Here is a 14,182-nt window from a genome sequence, read left to right as displayed (position 1 = left end):
TATTAAAATGCTTAATTATTAAATGAAAAAATTCTTTTATAAAAATAACCTTAGACCAAATTTGCTTTAATCTAAGGTTATTTTTTCATTTTTAAGGATGCGATGATGTCTGTTTTGAAGACAATTCGTTTTTGCCTTCCTCATCCACAGGGACTTCTTTAAATGATTCAGGTGCCGGTTTCACATTCCGTTTTTTCACTTTGGCACCAGGTACCGTATAAACATTCACCGTCAGTTTTCCACCATTGACAAACACACGAATCAGAATGGGAGCGTCCAAATTGTTCTGAAAACGGAAATCCGGCCCACCCCACGATACGGTAGCATCCCTGCCTTTCGGAACATAATCGACATTGGCGCTGTGGTGAACAACACGCAACATTTTCAAACCGGCACGGTCTGTACTGTTGTACAAGGTAGAAGATAACTGGCAAATACCACCGCCGATTCCCTCTGTATATTCCCCTTCGACAATCACATGCGCTGTTTTGTAACCCCTTGCTGCTGTCCGCTCTCCCACCACTTTGTTAAAAGAAAATTTATCGCCGGGCAACATGACCAGATTGTGGATTTTCTTGGCAGCAAGACGAATATTGGTTGTCCGATTTACATTGCCAGGATTGAACAAGGTCGTATAGCTGCCAATCAATTTCAGGTGCACATTGCGCAGGTCTTTGCTGGTTACTTCCGGTTTCACTTCAACCATAGGAATGTTATATGGCTTATTAATGTAGGCATGCCAGTTTTTTAACCACTTTTTCATCTCTTCCGTATTCATGTCCTGTCCGTACTTGCCACGGATAATCGGATTATTCCAGTAATCGTTCTTGAAATGAGCGTTTTTGGGTTTGACCCTTACTTCATCCCGCACTTTGTCCAGCCAGGCGGTGATCTGATTCATATCCGCGCTTTTGGGATCCTTGCCATCATACCCCAGTTTCAACAAATCCAGTTCAAACTTCTTGTCTTCCAGGACAAGTACCAGCTTGGCCGGTTTCGGCTTTTCCTTTTTCACGTTCGAAACCGCGGAGACTTCCTTGCCAGACCCCTCAATTCCGTAAACACCAAATCCCAGAATGCTTACAATGGCCATAGTGATCACAATAATGCTTACCAAAATCTTTTTTGGACGGGGTGTATTTCTGATTTCATTCCGGATCGATTCCAAAATGCCCGTTTCCTTGGGCCGACTTGGAGCCACAGCTTCCGTCCTGTTCTCATTTTGCGGATGCTCTTTTTCCGATGGTTGGGCTTCTTTTATCTCTAAAGGAGATACGGCTTCAACCTGTACCTGCTCCGGCTTTTCTGTCGGTTTTTCCGCCCGAAACTCCTTTGGCAAGGCCTCTTCTTCTGGCAAGGCCTCTTCTTCGCGGATGATCTCTTTTTCCGGTTCGGCCTGAACTTTCGGCTCTGTTTCTTGTTCCGGTTCTGTCTCCATTTCGGACGTTTCAGGCGTCAGCCCTCCTTGGTTTTTCCTGTTTTCCTTCACAAGCACTCTCTCCCCCTTGCATAGCAGTCAACAAATCATCCAAATTATTCCAATTTAAATACTTTTTGATATACATTTGCCCAGGTTTTCTCTTCTTTCTGCCCGATCCCCATCCACTCCCAGGTTGCGGGAAGTGAGAATGACGGATGTTTTACATCTACCTGTACAACATCCACCTTCCAGTGACGATGGCTGAAAACATGTTTAAACTTTCCTTTTATTATATACTTCGAACCAGGTATCTGTTTTTGGTCACAGAAATTTTTTATCTTTTGTAATGGATCTTCACCCGGAGACAATTCAAAAGTAGGAAATCCCCACAGTCCGGCCAACAATCCCTGATCAGGCCTTTTCTCACCAATAAACTGTTCCCTGTAACGAAAAAACCCGATTACCACATCCTGCTGAACCGGCGGCTTTGCCTTTTTTTTCCTCGGCAACTGCTCCTCGATCCCCTGTTCGTATGCATCACATACCGAACGAACTGGACAAAATAAACATGTCGGTGAAGCTGGTGTACAAATCAGTGCCCCCAATTCCATTAATGCCTGGTTAAAATCGCCGGGGTTCTCTTCCGGAATCAGTTGCTCTGCAATGGACTCCATTTTTTTACGGGTCGAACTTGAATGGATATCGTCCGCCAGAGCGAACAGCCTTGAAAAAACACGCATGACGTTGCCGTCGACAGCAGGCACTTTCTTGCCGTAGGCAATGCTTAAAATGGCACCGGCAGTATAGGATCCAATCCCTTTTAACTTTAAAATCGATTTCCGGTCAGAAGGGATTTTTCCATCACCGTTAAAAACAATCTCTTTAGCTGCGGCGTGCAAATTTTTGGCCCGGGAATAGTACCCTAACCCTTCCCAAGCTTTGATAACCTGTTCCTCTGGGGCATTCGCCAAATCCTCAATGCTCGGAAACCGTTCAATAAAGCGCTGAAAATAAGGAATCACTGAATCAACACGGGTTTGTTGCAGCATAATTTCAGAAACCCAGATTTTATAAGGATCTTTATTTTGGCGCCAAGGTAAATTTCTTTTATTTTTGTTGTACCATGCCAACAGCTCTCTCTGAATCGTTTGCGCTTGATCCTGTTTCAGAAGCCGGGGCATTTCATTGGTATTGCTTTTTGGCAATCAGCGTCCTCCTTTTTGTTAAATATCAATTCATTAATACGGTATTAAAATAAAATGAATGCAATAAAGATAGCCTACTATTACCATCATACACGAGCCACCTCATGTTGGTATAATTGTTTTTTAACATTCCCTTAAATTAATTATTGACAAACCCTTTGATATGTAGGAGTGTTTATCTCAAGCGCATTTATTTATATAAAAAATAATGTATTTTATTTACTTTAATATCGATTTCATACAAATTTGTTAAAATATATTAGATATATCTCCTGGGAGGGAACTTACTTATGGATTCGGGAACCCATTTTGTGATGGGGATCGGTCTTTTTGGCTTATCCCAATTAGACCCGGCAGTTACAGCACACCCTGAAACAATGCAAGCGGTTCTGCTGGCTACCGTGATTGGTTCGGAAATTCCTGATACCGATACACTTTTCCGCTTAAAAGGAAATTCTGAGTATATCCGGCACCACCGTGGATTCAGTCACTCGTTGCCAATGATTTTGATCTGGCCCACCCTGATCACCTTGATTCTTTCCCTGGTTTTTCCGGGGGCCGATTTGCTTCACACATGGTTATGGACCCTTCTGGCCGTCTTCATCCATATTTTCATCGATTTGTTTAATGTATATGGTACACAGGCCCTGCGGCCAATTTCCCGGCGCTGGATTGCATTCAATATTCTCAGTATCTTTGACCCGTTTATCTTCTCGATCCATCTTGTCGGTTTTCTTTACTGGTGGCTCTGGCCGGAATATGCAGGAAAGATTTTTCTTATCATCTACCTCATCATCGCGGCCTATATCGCACTACGCACCTGGCAGAGAAACAGGCTGCTGAAAACAGCCAGGGAAATGTTCGGATTAACTGGCAGATATACAGTTACGCCGACAGTTCATTGGAATGTGTGGAACCTGATTATTGAAACACCGGAAACCGTAAAAATCGGTGAATTTCGCCAACATCAGATTTACTGGACAGGGAATATCCCGACCGGAGATTTGCTTCATCCCGCTGTAAAACAGTCGAAAAAAGCGGACTCCATCCGTGCATTCCTGACATTTACTTCCTATGGATACCCCAAAGTGCATCATCGTCCTTATGGTTATGAAGTTCGCTGGTTAGACGTACGTTATCATTATAAAAAGCATTTTCCCTTTGTGGCAATTGTGTTACTTGACCACGAATATAACATCTTTTACTCTTATGTTGGATGGATAAGCAGAGAACAGTTGGAAAAAAGAGTGGAACAATTGCTTTCATGATATTCGGGATGCTGGCCATAAGGAGAGGTTTTTTGGATGAATGAAACTGCTCAACTGGTAAACTCAAAACTTACAGAAGCGGGAGTAGCCGCCGTCGAGGTGAAAACATTGCTGGCAAAATTTATTGATGACCCCATCACCTATCTTGTTTTGCCGGCTGTACAAATTGCACTGATCGTTGCGCTGACTATTCTCGCTCTAAGATTTATAGATCGCATTGTCGATAAAATTTTTGATATCAGCCGGATTGATTCCAAAAAAGCACAAACACTTCGCAAACTGATCAAATCCATTGCCCGTTACTCAATCTATTTCATATCTATACTCACTGTTCTGATTAATCTTGGCTTTGATCCGCTGCCGGTCCTGGCAGGGGCCGGGATTTTGGGTCTGGCGATAGGATTCGGCGCCCAAAATCTGGTGCGCGATATTATCAGCGGCTTTTTCATCATATTTGAGGGACAACTGGAAGTTGGCGACTATGTGGAAATCAACAACCAAATCCGGGGAACGGTTGAAGAAGTTGGTTTGCGGATCACGAAGGTTCGGGAATTTAACCAGCGTTTGCATTATATCGCCAACGGAAATATCAATCAGGTTACAAACTACAACCGGGACCAAATGCGTGCCATTATTGACGTGACTGTCCCTTATGAATCAGACTTGTCCATTGTCAATTCTGCATTGGAAGAGGTTTGTTCTGAAATCGGCAAAAAATATGCCCCTTATCTGATCGAACAGCCGGAAGTCATGGGAATTACCATGATTGACAACAACGGGGTGAAATTTACACTTACCGCATTAAGCGTGCCTGAACAGTTTTGGGCTCTGGAGAGAGCCATGCGAAAAGAAGCCATTATGATCCTTCGCAAGTATGATGTTGACATTGCTTATCCACGCAGTGTGGTTTATTATGCAGAAGGTGGCCAGGAAGCCAGACCGGAAAAAGAAGGAATAGAAATATAAAGCCGGGAACAACAAGGTTCCCGGCTTTTTCTATCTTTTTACAACAGGGTCCGTTCAATGATCACGAGCAAGGCAATAACAAGCAGTCCTGTTCCCATCCACAGTGCTGTCGCTTTGAGATCACGGACCAAAACCCCATGGGGCCCCACTTCAGCCACACGTTTCTGTTTCTGACGAGTTCTCTTTTTTACCAATGATACCTTCTCCTTTTTTTAATCGGACTTTCCGTATTTATTCTGGTTGCCCAGCATATCCCATAAATAAAAAGTAACATAACTGGCATATGGTGACCAACTCTGTCCAAGTCTGCGGACAGTCTTTTCGTCCGGCCGTTCCTCCAGCGCATAAACCTGTTTTACTGCATTCCGCAACCCGATATCCTGAGCCGGAAGCAGATTTGGTCGCCCTAATCCAAATAACATGACACATTCAACGGTCCAACGGCCAATTCCCCGAATCGGCAACAGACGTTCCATCACTTCCTCATCCGTATAATGGTAAAGTTCATCCAGATCCAATTCCCCGCTTACGATCATCCGTGCAATATCAATGATATATTCTGCTTTGCGCCGGTTAAATTGCAAAGCCTGCAGTTGCTCATACTCCAGCCTGGCAACCTGTTCCGGAGTCGGGAAAACGGTCCAGCGTTCTCCTTCGAATTCCGCCACGTCTCCGGCCAGTTCAACCAACCGGTCTGTCAAAGTCGCCGCAAAAGAAACATTGAGTTGCTGCCCGATAATCGTCTTCAGCAAGCATTCGTGCAAATCGGCATCCAAAACAAAATGCATCCCTTTTCTTTCCTCAATGATTGGAGACAAAACCGGATCTTTCCCCAACTGCTCATAAAAAGGACGCAAGTCCACTTCTGCGGAAAACATGTGGGCAACTTTTTTGCGAAGCCCTTCTTTTTCTCCATCACAATAAGCCCCTTTTATTTTTACCTGCAGCGCAGATTCCTCTTTATCACAACTGATTTCCAACAGTAATGGCCCGTTTTGCCCGCGAATGGTGCGCCGGAAGATTCCATTTTCATATCGGTAGCTGCTTTTTTCAAAAGTGCGGAGACGTTTGGTCGTATGAAAAAAAGAATACGGATAGAAGAGCGGAAATGAAAACTTCATCTGTTTTTCTCCTTTCCCCTCCATTTTACCCGATCTGTTTCCAAAAAAAAGCCCCGGCAAATACGAAGAAATCCCATCTCCGTTTCATACAGCAGAAAGGCAGGATTTTCAGGGCCTGTTCAATGTGCTCCGGCATTTGCTTCCGGATAGCCCCATCAACTGGCATGCGCTTGCCTTTTTGGGAACCGGTCCATCTTATTATTCAGCCATCAGCGATCTCATCTATAATTGTTATATGGTAATATTCCAATTGACATTTCATGAAGGAGGTTCCGGGATTGGTACAACTTTTGCCATTTACGGAGCAGGACATCGAAAGATTAATCAGCTGGATCGATACTCCTGACTTGTTATTGCAATGGGCAGGCCCCGTTTTTACCTTTCCATTAGACCGAGTCCAAGTATTGAACCATTTGAATTCGGCAAATGACAAATTCCCAAAATCGCTTATCTTTAAGGCAATGGACGATCATCGAAACAAAACAGTCGGACATATCGAACTGAGTCGCATTGACCAGCTCAATCAAAGTGCCTCTCTGGCAAGAGTATTTATTGCTCCTGCATGCCGCGGGAATGGATACGGGCAGGAAATGGTAAAAAAGGCTTTGGAAATTGGATTTAACAAGCTCCAGTTGCATCGGATCGATCTTCGTGTATTCGATTTTAACAAACAAGCAATTAAATGCTATGAAAAATGCGGTTTTAAAAAAGAAGGATTGCTGAGAGACGCGCGAAAGTGTGGCAACGGCTATTGGTCTCTTTATCAAATGAGTATTCTGGAGCAGGAATGGTTCAAATAAACATTCTTCATTTTTGGACAAATGATAACGAACTGGTTGAAAAAAGAGAAATATTGTCTCATCCTTGCGTTTTGTATCGTGCCTTTTTTTCTTCATGATCCCAGGCAAGTGAAGTCGATCGTGGAAACCCCGTTTTATATGCCTATACAGGAGAAAAAAAGCAGGTGAGGAATTACTTTTTATCATCATCGGGAGGAATGTATGATTGTCAGAGACAAAATTAAAGAAAAAACCCCAAATCATTTTATTAAATAATTGGGTCAGCTGCTCAATTAATTGCCAATATTAAAAAAGACCATGTCCTGAATTGGTTATCTGATTATTGTCGTTATTTCTGCTTTCAACCGAAATATGAGCCAAGCTGTCCAACCGGCCGGCTATCCCGAGACATTGTTTCACCGTCTCAGATCTTACGATATCGGCCTCCCCGGGCAAAATATCCTTGATCTCGGAACAGGAACAGGATATCTGGCCGCCCTCTGGCCAGACAAAAAGCAAGAGTAACGGGATTGGACCCTTCCACCGAACTGTTGGAGGCAGCCAGACAACTGGACCAACAAGCAAGGTGTTAAATATGAAAAGAGATCGGACGGCTTTTATATGAGTGAAAGCGATTGGGAAAAATTTATTAAACATTGCAGTTAGTTTCGGGTGTAATTGTCTAAAAAACAGAATTCCCCATCCTTTCGTGGAATGGGGTTTTGGCTAATTTTCTTTATACCGTGTCTGTGAAAGCAGCCCTAAAGGCAATATGTGATTGGTCTGATCAACAGACAAATTCATCTCACTATTGTGACAGGGCAAGAAACGACTTCTTGTTTTTGTTCCGGATCTTTGCTGGCTGCAAACTGACTGCAGAAATTTTATTTTAAACTGAATCCCGTTTTATTCCACCATTTCTACACGTACATTTCTTTTTACGCCAAACTGCCGGGCTTCGTCAACATCTTCCATATAAATGTCAATGCGGTTTCCCTTTATGGCACCGCCTGTGTCCTGGGCGATCCGGTAGCCAATTCCTTCAATATACACACGGGAACCGATCGGAATCACTTCGGGGTCAACGGCAATGGTCACTCCCTCCACAACGGAGTTTCCACTGGCTGTAATGCCATATCCGGCATCACCCGGCTGTTTGCCCGTCGATTCGGGTCCGGCCGTATATGCGGTCAGCGTAAATACCCCAAGCTCGCGCCCTCTTTTCATCACCGGCATCACGGAGGATAACTGAACAGGATTTTTCCCGATCACCAGTTTTTGCCCTGTATAGATCACATCCGGATCTTTCAGCTGATTTAACCGGACAATTTCATTGACAGAAATCCCATATTTCTCAGCCAGTTCTGAAACCGTGTCCCCTGCCTGGACAACAACGGTGTGATTCCCATCCTTTTTTCCGCTTGCAGCTTCTGCGTGGGAAATGGCAAATGTGCTGCAAACTCCCGCCAAAGCCAGAATCCAGCAAAACCTTTGACTCCATTTCACTTCGTACCACTCCAAACATCAAAATGTTTCAATGGTACCATCCTGATCATATTTTTCTGATTTTATACACAGTTCCCTTTATTGAATAAAAACAATAAAGCCGGGCACCATCTTCTGCCACGGCTTTTACTCCATCTTGCGGAAGGCAAATAAACGAAAAATCCAATAAAGCATCTGGTAAGGAATAAAAAAAGAAATGGCTGAAATCAATTTGTGATCGGCAAAATCCCGAAACTGCCCGTCGCCGGGAGGATCACTCCAATCAGGCTTGTTCATGCAGCGGCGATAGTACTGGGTATGAATAATGATAATGCTAAGCATAAACAACAAGCCAATTTGTGGGGCGATAATCGGATAATCATACATGCCGTGACCGATCAGGGCAATGGTTTGTGACAGGAGCATTCCTGCCAACCGTTTTTCTTCCTTGCGGTTTGCTACTTTTCGCCAGCGTCTTGCCCGTTGCACAGTTACAACCAAAAGAGAAAGAAACAGGATTAATCCAATCGCTCCATACTCACTGGCAATCCCCAACAGGATATTGTGGGCATGAAAGACATAAAAACCGGCTTTCTTGACAAAAAGCTGGCCAAAATAGAGCGGCTGTACACCGAGCAGCCAATGTTCCCTGAAAATTTCAAGGGCGGTTGTCCACACTTCCAAACGCACGTCAATCGTAGCCTGCAATGTTTCTTTTCGCGGAATGATTTCCGGAAAACAGTATATGAGCAAAAAAATTGCCAACGTTATGGTAACAGTGCGTTTCCGATGTCCAGTCATCCACAGCTGGACAATCAGTCCAATTAACAGGCCGGCCCAGGCTCCCCGTGATCCGGTACACCAGATCGCTGTCACATAAATTCCAAACACAACGAAAGCCAGCAGTTTTTGCCATTTTTTTCTCAAAACGGATGCTGCATAAATGCTCATCAAGGCAAAGCAGATCAACAGGGCCGCGGTCAAGTTGGAATTTCCCGAAGTGCCAATACTGCGCACAGACCATTCTGATTGAAAACGGAATTCATTGTAAAATTGCAAAATGTAACCGATAAATGAGTCATTGATAACATCCCAATCCATCTGCTGGAAAAAGACAATCACCGCCACGTACAACCCACCCAGCCAAAAGGCGAGATAAATCTGCTGAACGTCTTGCCATGTCCATTTGGTAAAATGGCGAATCCAAACAGACAGCATGAAATAGAGTCCGAACATGCCAATGGTGATGACGGCAACAGGCACCCCGAAATACCATGAAGGATTGAAAAGCCAGCTGACGGCAGACACAATCATGAACCCGATGAAGGCCTTTTCAGGCCAATCAACAACTTTATTCGGATGCTTTTTCCATTGCCACAAAACGACAAACGATACACATAAAAGAGCAACAGGCGGCAGCAACGGCGTCAAAATGATCGACAAAAATATGAACTGTGCTAACCTTTTATTTACATTTATCACCTTCAAGAGTATAAACTCCTTTTGATCAAGTTTCCGTAAATTTCCGACATGAATCAACTTGAATATAACAGTTTTCCCTTTGTTCCCCTTTCCCTAAATTATTCATTTCAAATCGATGAAAACTTTCTTTATTGTAAACAAAAAAACCTGCTTTATTCCCATTCCATGGCTTAAATGAATCGTTATTTACTTCGATTTATCTATCTTAAGATTCCTCTTTATTTTACAAGAAAAGATCAGGTTCGTTTCAAACTGTTAAATTCAGTAACTCACTGCCATAATGACTAATATAACCAAACCATCCCGTTGGGTCAAATAGTAAAAAATTGACGAAAATTGCATGACAAAATTGATAAGCAATTTTATTTTCATTGACGATTGATAATCATTCTCATAGAATAAGGATAAGATGGCATGGATTCGGTCAAGTTGCTGAACTCAGGAGGTGTTTTTTTGCAAAAAGGCTTTTTGACGCGCCAATTGACACTTGCATATGGGTCTCAAACCATTATTGAAGAACTGAATCTGGAAATTCCCCATGGAAAGATTACAGTATTTGTCGGGAGTAACGGATGTGGAAAATCAACTCTTTTGCGATCACTTGCGCGCTTATTGAAACCAAACGGCGGCCAAATCATATTGAACGGAAAAGAAATCCACAAACGCCCATCACGGGAGATCGCAAGACAATTGGCCATTCTTCCCCAGGGACCTGAAACTCCTGAAGGTTTTACTGTCTTGCAACTGGTTAAGCAAGGGCGTTACCCTTACCAGTCCTGGATCACTCAATGGTCAAAAAAAGATGAGGAAAGGGTGCGCTGGGCATTGGAAATGACACAAATGACCCGATTTGCCAACCATCAGGTTGATTCTTTATCCGGCGGGCAGCGGCAAAGAGCCTGGATTGCCATGACACTGGCTCAGGACACAGAGGTCATTTTACTGGACGAGCCGACCACCTATCTTGACGTCACACACCAGATTGAAATTCTTGATCTTTTGTACCAGCTCAATCAGGAAAAAGGGCGAACCATTGTCATGGTTCTGCATGATCTTAATCTGGCCTGCCGATACGCACATCACATTGTCGCAATCCAAAACAGAACGGTATATGCCCAGGGCGTTCCCGAACAAATTGTCAATGAAAACATGGTTGAACATGTTTTTCGGCTAAAGTCAAAAGTTGTATCCGACCCGTTATTCGGGACACCCATGTGTATTCCTTTTGGAAAAGGACGTCATGCTTCCAGGTCTTTAACCGCGTTGGGAACTTGAATTTGGTTGAACCACAATTTTTTAGACAAAGTTTTCATTTTTTAAAACAGCGGGTTTTCTATTTTGAAAACCCGCTTTCTTTATGATTATTTTATGGAAACCATTTGATGGGACGTAATTTCCACTTTTTTTCTGTTGACCTGAATGACCCCATCACTCGTCAAACGAATGTGAGGCAGATGGGTTGACGATAAAAAGCAAAACGTAAACAGCGGATCCAGAAAGGAAAAACCGTATTTCTCCAGTTCCTGTACCAATGGTTCCAGTTGCGGAATCAAATCATCAATTGAATCATCTTTCATCAGGCCCAAGATAGGTAAATACAGATGATATTTCACTTTGCCATTCTGAATCCATACAATTCCGCCCCGCTCCTGTATCACCCGGTTAGCCGCTTTGGCCATCGACTGCGGATCCTTTCCCAATACCAATATATCCCGCGAACCTGTAAATGTTGTTGCCAATCCGTCAATCTCCCTGGCAAATCCCCGCACCAGTCCGGGCGTGATCCATTTCCCGTACCGGTCGATTAAAAAGACAAACAGTCGTTCATCATCTTTGGGCAAATAAATTTTCTCATCCCTTGATTCAACTTTTTCCTTTGATCTTTTTGTGATTACCGAATCGACCATATGAATCACGGGGAACCGCCTTGTCCCCTGATCGGGAATGACCAAATCTTCCGGTTTGACCTCAAATGTAGCAATATCCCAATCCATACCGGCATATACACAATCACGTGACATCTTTTTCTCCGGGAGATAAATCCCGTTTTCCGCAATTACTTCTCCATTGGCAATTACTCTAGCTGGTGACGGTTCTTCCAGTGATGTCAGGAAATTGATATCGGCCAACCTTCCCGGGGCTATTGCCCCCAGATGTTCGTCCAACCGGTAATATACAGCCGGATTGATGGTTACCATTTGATATGCATATACAGGAGGGCATCCACACTGAATCGCCAGACGGATCAGAAAATCATTAAACCCTTTCTTAAAATACAGCGGAGTAGCTCCATCCGTTGTCATCATCAACCGATGCCACGGGACATTTTTCCGCTGAACCAGTTCTTCCATGATCCGGGGAAGATCCGGGCGGATCGAACTGTGTCTTAAGGTAACCATATATCCGAGTTTTAACCTTTGCCAGACATCAGAAAAAGAAATGCTCTCATGATCTCCGGTCAGGCCTGCAGCAGCCAGTCTGGACAAGGTTCGGCAAGTTGCACCAGGTACATGCCCTTCCACGCGTTTGCCTTCATTGCGCGCAGCGGTGATCCAGGCAACCATCCTGTCATCTCCGTCAAGCAAAGCATGCCAATCTGTTAATTCTCCCGTCTGTACCACCCGATCGTAATGGATCATTTCCTCCACCCGTTCAAAATCAAAAAGCCGTTTTCTCTCACCTGGCAGGGTGGCCTGGGCATCGAGACGGGCCCACCAAAAAATTTTAACCGGAGATTCTTTCAATTGCTCCATCATATTTAATACCTGCGACAAGTCCTGCTGTTCGAAAAAGGCAATATTGTCACAAAGCAATGTTGTCGTTCCAAGTGCTCCTGCTTTTTCCGCAAGCGTTAACGGATGGTAGACCTGTGACGGATGCGCGTGAGGCTCAATATATCCGGGCACCAGAACTTGTCCCGTTGCATCCAGTGTTTTTATTTCTTCATCCAGTTTCAGTCCGCTTTTCTCGATAGGACCGACATAAACCACTCTCTTTCCCGCCAGAGCAATGTCTGCTTTCTCCAATTCACCGGTATATACATTTAGTATTGTTCCACCCAATATCAACATACTGGGAGTTTTTTTTCCCATCGCTACTTCAATAAGTAAATTTTGTTCCCTTTTTGAAGTTTTGATATACAATTTTTTTCTCTCCTTCAAATTTTTCTGCTTTCCAAGCGAACAACATTTTACCTATTGGTGGATTGCATAGTTCAAGGCTTATGCTGCAAAAATAAAATTAACGTACTGAAAGGAGGGGTTCATGTGCAAAAAAATGTGGGTACTGTAGACGCTCTGTTACGAATCACTTTTGGACTGGCAGGTTTGGCATATTGTGCAGCACAATCTCGCCATCGTTTTCCTTTATTCATGGCTTTAATTTCTGCCATGAAGGTGGCTGAGGGTATTACCCGGTTCTGTCCGATGCTTGCTATTTTCGGGATGAAATCCAGGGCCTATTCTAATGAATAAAAACCGCTCTCAATTAAAACTATACACCATCAAAATAAATAATTAAATGGAACGTTATATTTTTTAAAAAAAGGCCATTAAAATTTTAAATATTTATCCCCTTTTTTTCTTGTTAAAAGAGAAAAGGGGATAGAAACCTCAAAAATAACAGCCAGGACATAACCGGGAACTAAAAAACATAGAAGACAAATTCCTTGAATAAATTCCGACTCTTTTGTATAATAGTTTTCAACAAAATATAATTAAACAACATTTCGAAGTTTTGTTTGACATCATATGTGGAAGAAAACTAATAACGTCAATTGCTCAAAGTAAGCGTTTTCTATCCGCTTTAAGCTGCAGTCCTGCTGTCAAAAAACGTCTTATAAATAATAATCGATTGGCGTTTTAATGCTTTTTTGTACCGTAATCCAAGGAATTCAGTTAAATAACGGCTTGATTAAATTTCTCGAATGACGTAGAATCATGCTAAGATGTGCTCGTTTATTCTCCACCATTTTTTTACAAATCATTCTACACATATCTGCATCATTCGGCATAAATTGCATATTTCTTGTCAAAGCATTGAACAATAACGCAAATTTCGTCATTTTTTATCGAAGGCGGAAGGATTCGTTGTAACCTGATGTCGAAAAAAAGATAAAGCTCATTTTCGATCAGTGGTGGCATTACAAGAAAAAAGTGGTACAATAAGGTTATAATAATACGAACAAGTGATCGGTTTTTGAAAATTAAAACCGTTTGGGAGAGTGAGCTATATGTCTCTTAGCGAAATGGAAAAAGAAACTGTGATCCAATTTGATGAATCGACCAATTTAGCTACCGTATATACCGCCAGCTGGACGGTTGCCCGCTCCTTGAAAAAGGCAGGTTATCAACCCGTCAAAAAAAGCCAGGGTGGTTGGTGGTTCAAAATTCCGGTAAACGGGATCAGCATTCAAGGAGAAAAAGAAACAACCCAAATTGGATAACCATACGGCTTA

Annotated in this window: 14 protein-coding genes; 7 read left to right on the top strand and 7 right to left on the bottom strand. The window is 43.0% G+C overall.

Translation table 11 applies throughout. The features are described from left to right. Positions 1-91 precede the first annotated feature (91 nt). Together H2C83_RS18305 and mutY are read right to left on the bottom strand one after the other, a co-directional pair. A complete protein-coding gene (locus H2C83_RS18305) occupies positions 92-1,489 on the bottom strand; it encodes a VanW family protein (protein WP_312853827.1) in 1,398 nt (465 codons plus the stop codon). A 44-nt stretch (positions 1,490-1,533) separates the two neighbouring features. Next, on the bottom strand, positions 1,534-2,625 hold the full coding sequence (gene mutY, locus H2C83_RS01805; RefSeq protein ID WP_181737186.1) for an A/G-specific adenine glycosylase: 1,092 nt from the start codon (positions 2,623-2,625) through the stop codon (positions 1,534-1,536). A 290-nt stretch (positions 2,626-2,915) separates the two neighbouring features. On the opposite strand from mutY, the gene H2C83_RS01800 reads away from it, so the two are divergent. Together H2C83_RS01800 and H2C83_RS01795 are read left to right on the top strand one after the other, a co-directional pair. Further along, complete coding sequence (locus H2C83_RS01800; RefSeq protein ID WP_181737184.1) at positions 2,916-3,893, top strand: metal-dependent hydrolase; 978 nt, start codon at positions 2,916-2,918, stop codon at positions 3,891-3,893. 36 nt (positions 3,894-3,929) lie between these two features. Continuing rightward, on the top strand, positions 3,930-4,859 hold the full coding sequence (locus H2C83_RS01795) for a mechanosensitive ion channel family protein (protein ID WP_181737182.1): 930 nt from the start codon (positions 3,930-3,932) through the stop codon (positions 4,857-4,859). A 38-nt stretch (positions 4,860-4,897) separates the two neighbouring features. Here H2C83_RS01795 and H2C83_RS01790 read toward each other — a convergent pair whose 3' ends face one another. Beyond that, positions 4,898-5,053, bottom strand: a complete 156-nt coding sequence (locus tag H2C83_RS01790; RefSeq protein ID WP_181737180.1) for a hypothetical protein — start codon at positions 5,051-5,053, stop codon at positions 4,898-4,900. 18 nt (positions 5,054-5,071) lie between these two features. Next, positions 5,072-5,980, bottom strand: coding sequence for a DNA-3-methyladenine glycosylase family protein (locus H2C83_RS01785; RefSeq protein ID WP_181737178.1), 909 nt, complete (start codon positions 5,978-5,980; stop codon positions 5,072-5,074). A gap of 278 nt (positions 5,981-6,258) precedes the next feature. Here H2C83_RS01785 and H2C83_RS01775 point away from each other — a divergent pair, with 278 nt between their 5' ends. Both H2C83_RS01775 and H2C83_RS01770 read left to right on the top strand, forming a co-directional pair. Continuing rightward, positions 6,259-6,780: a GNAT family N-acetyltransferase gene (locus H2C83_RS01775; protein WP_181737174.1), complete on the top strand. Its 522-nt coding sequence runs from the start codon at positions 6,259-6,261 to the stop codon at positions 6,778-6,780. Positions 6,781-7,131: 351 nt separating this feature from the next. Next, a complete protein-coding gene (locus H2C83_RS01770; protein WP_181737172.1) occupies positions 7,132-7,284 on the top strand; it encodes a hypothetical protein in 153 nt (50 codons plus the stop codon). Between the two features lie 381 nt (positions 7,285-7,665). On the opposite strand, the gene H2C83_RS01765 is transcribed toward H2C83_RS01770, so the two are convergent. Together H2C83_RS01765 and H2C83_RS01760 are read right to left on the bottom strand one after the other, a co-directional pair. Then, on the bottom strand, positions 7,666-8,265 hold the full coding sequence (locus H2C83_RS01765; protein ID WP_181737170.1) for a 3D domain-containing protein: 600 nt from the start codon (positions 8,263-8,265) through the stop codon (positions 7,666-7,668). Between the two features lie 126 nt (positions 8,266-8,391). Continuing rightward, the gene (locus H2C83_RS01760) at positions 8,392-9,726 is read right to left on the bottom strand and encodes an O-antigen ligase family protein (protein ID WP_312853831.1); all 1,335 of its coding nucleotides are present in this window, start codon (positions 9,724-9,726) and stop codon (positions 8,392-8,394) included. 414 nt (positions 9,727-10,140) lie between these two features. Between H2C83_RS01760 and H2C83_RS01755 the strand changes: the two genes are divergently transcribed. Continuing rightward, positions 10,141-11,001: an ABC transporter ATP-binding protein gene (locus H2C83_RS01755; protein ID WP_181737166.1), complete on the top strand. Its 861-nt coding sequence runs from the start codon at positions 10,141-10,143 to the stop codon at positions 10,999-11,001. A gap of 86 nt (positions 11,002-11,087) precedes the next feature. On the opposite strand, the gene H2C83_RS01750 is transcribed toward H2C83_RS01755, so the two are convergent. Next, positions 11,088-12,869, bottom strand: coding sequence for an adenine deaminase C-terminal domain-containing protein (locus H2C83_RS01750; RefSeq protein ID WP_220183949.1), 1,782 nt, complete (start codon positions 12,867-12,869; stop codon positions 11,088-11,090). Between the two features lie 123 nt (positions 12,870-12,992). On the opposite strand from H2C83_RS01750, the gene H2C83_RS18020 reads away from it, so the two are divergent. Both H2C83_RS18020 and H2C83_RS01740 read left to right on the top strand, forming a co-directional pair. Further along, positions 12,993-13,199, top strand: a complete 207-nt coding sequence (locus H2C83_RS18020) for a YgaP family membrane protein (RefSeq protein WP_181737162.1) — start codon at positions 12,993-12,995, stop codon at positions 13,197-13,199. 758 nt (positions 13,200-13,957) lie between these two features. Further along, positions 13,958-14,170 (top strand): hypothetical protein, encoded by a 213-nt coding sequence (locus H2C83_RS01740; RefSeq protein ID WP_181737160.1) that lies wholly within the window; start codon positions 13,958-13,960, stop codon positions 14,168-14,170. Positions 14,171-14,182 lie beyond the last annotated feature (12 nt).

Origin of the sequence: Thermoactinomyces mirandus, assembly GCF_013868055.1 — a bacterium.
Taxonomy (GTDB): Bacteria; Bacillota; Bacilli; order Thermoactinomycetales; family Thermoactinomycetaceae; genus Thermoactinomyces; species Thermoactinomyces mirandus.
This window is presented reverse-complemented; position numbering and strand designations above follow the sequence as displayed.

Coding starts and splice junctions, on each gene's coding strand:
- H2C83_RS01800 (WP_181737184.1), top strand. CDS start 2,916: ATGGATTCGGGAACCCATTTTGTGATGGGGATCGGTCTTTTTGGCTTA.
- H2C83_RS01755 (WP_181737166.1), top strand. CDS start 10,141: ATGGATTCGGTCAAGTTGCTGAACTCAGGAGGTGTTTTTTTGCAAAAA.
- H2C83_RS01740 (WP_181737160.1), top strand. CDS start 13,958: ATGTCTCTTAGCGAAATGGAAAAAGAAACTGTGATCCAATTTGATGAA.
- H2C83_RS01770 (WP_181737172.1), top strand. CDS start 7,132: ATGAGCCAAGCTGTCCAACCGGCCGGCTATCCCGAGACATTGTTTCAC.
- H2C83_RS01795 (WP_181737182.1), top strand. CDS start 3,930: ATGAATGAAACTGCTCAACTGGTAAACTCAAAACTTACAGAAGCGGGA.
- H2C83_RS01785 (WP_181737178.1), bottom strand. CDS start 5,980: ATGAAGTTTTCATTTCCGCTCTTCTATCCGTATTCTTTTTTTCATACG.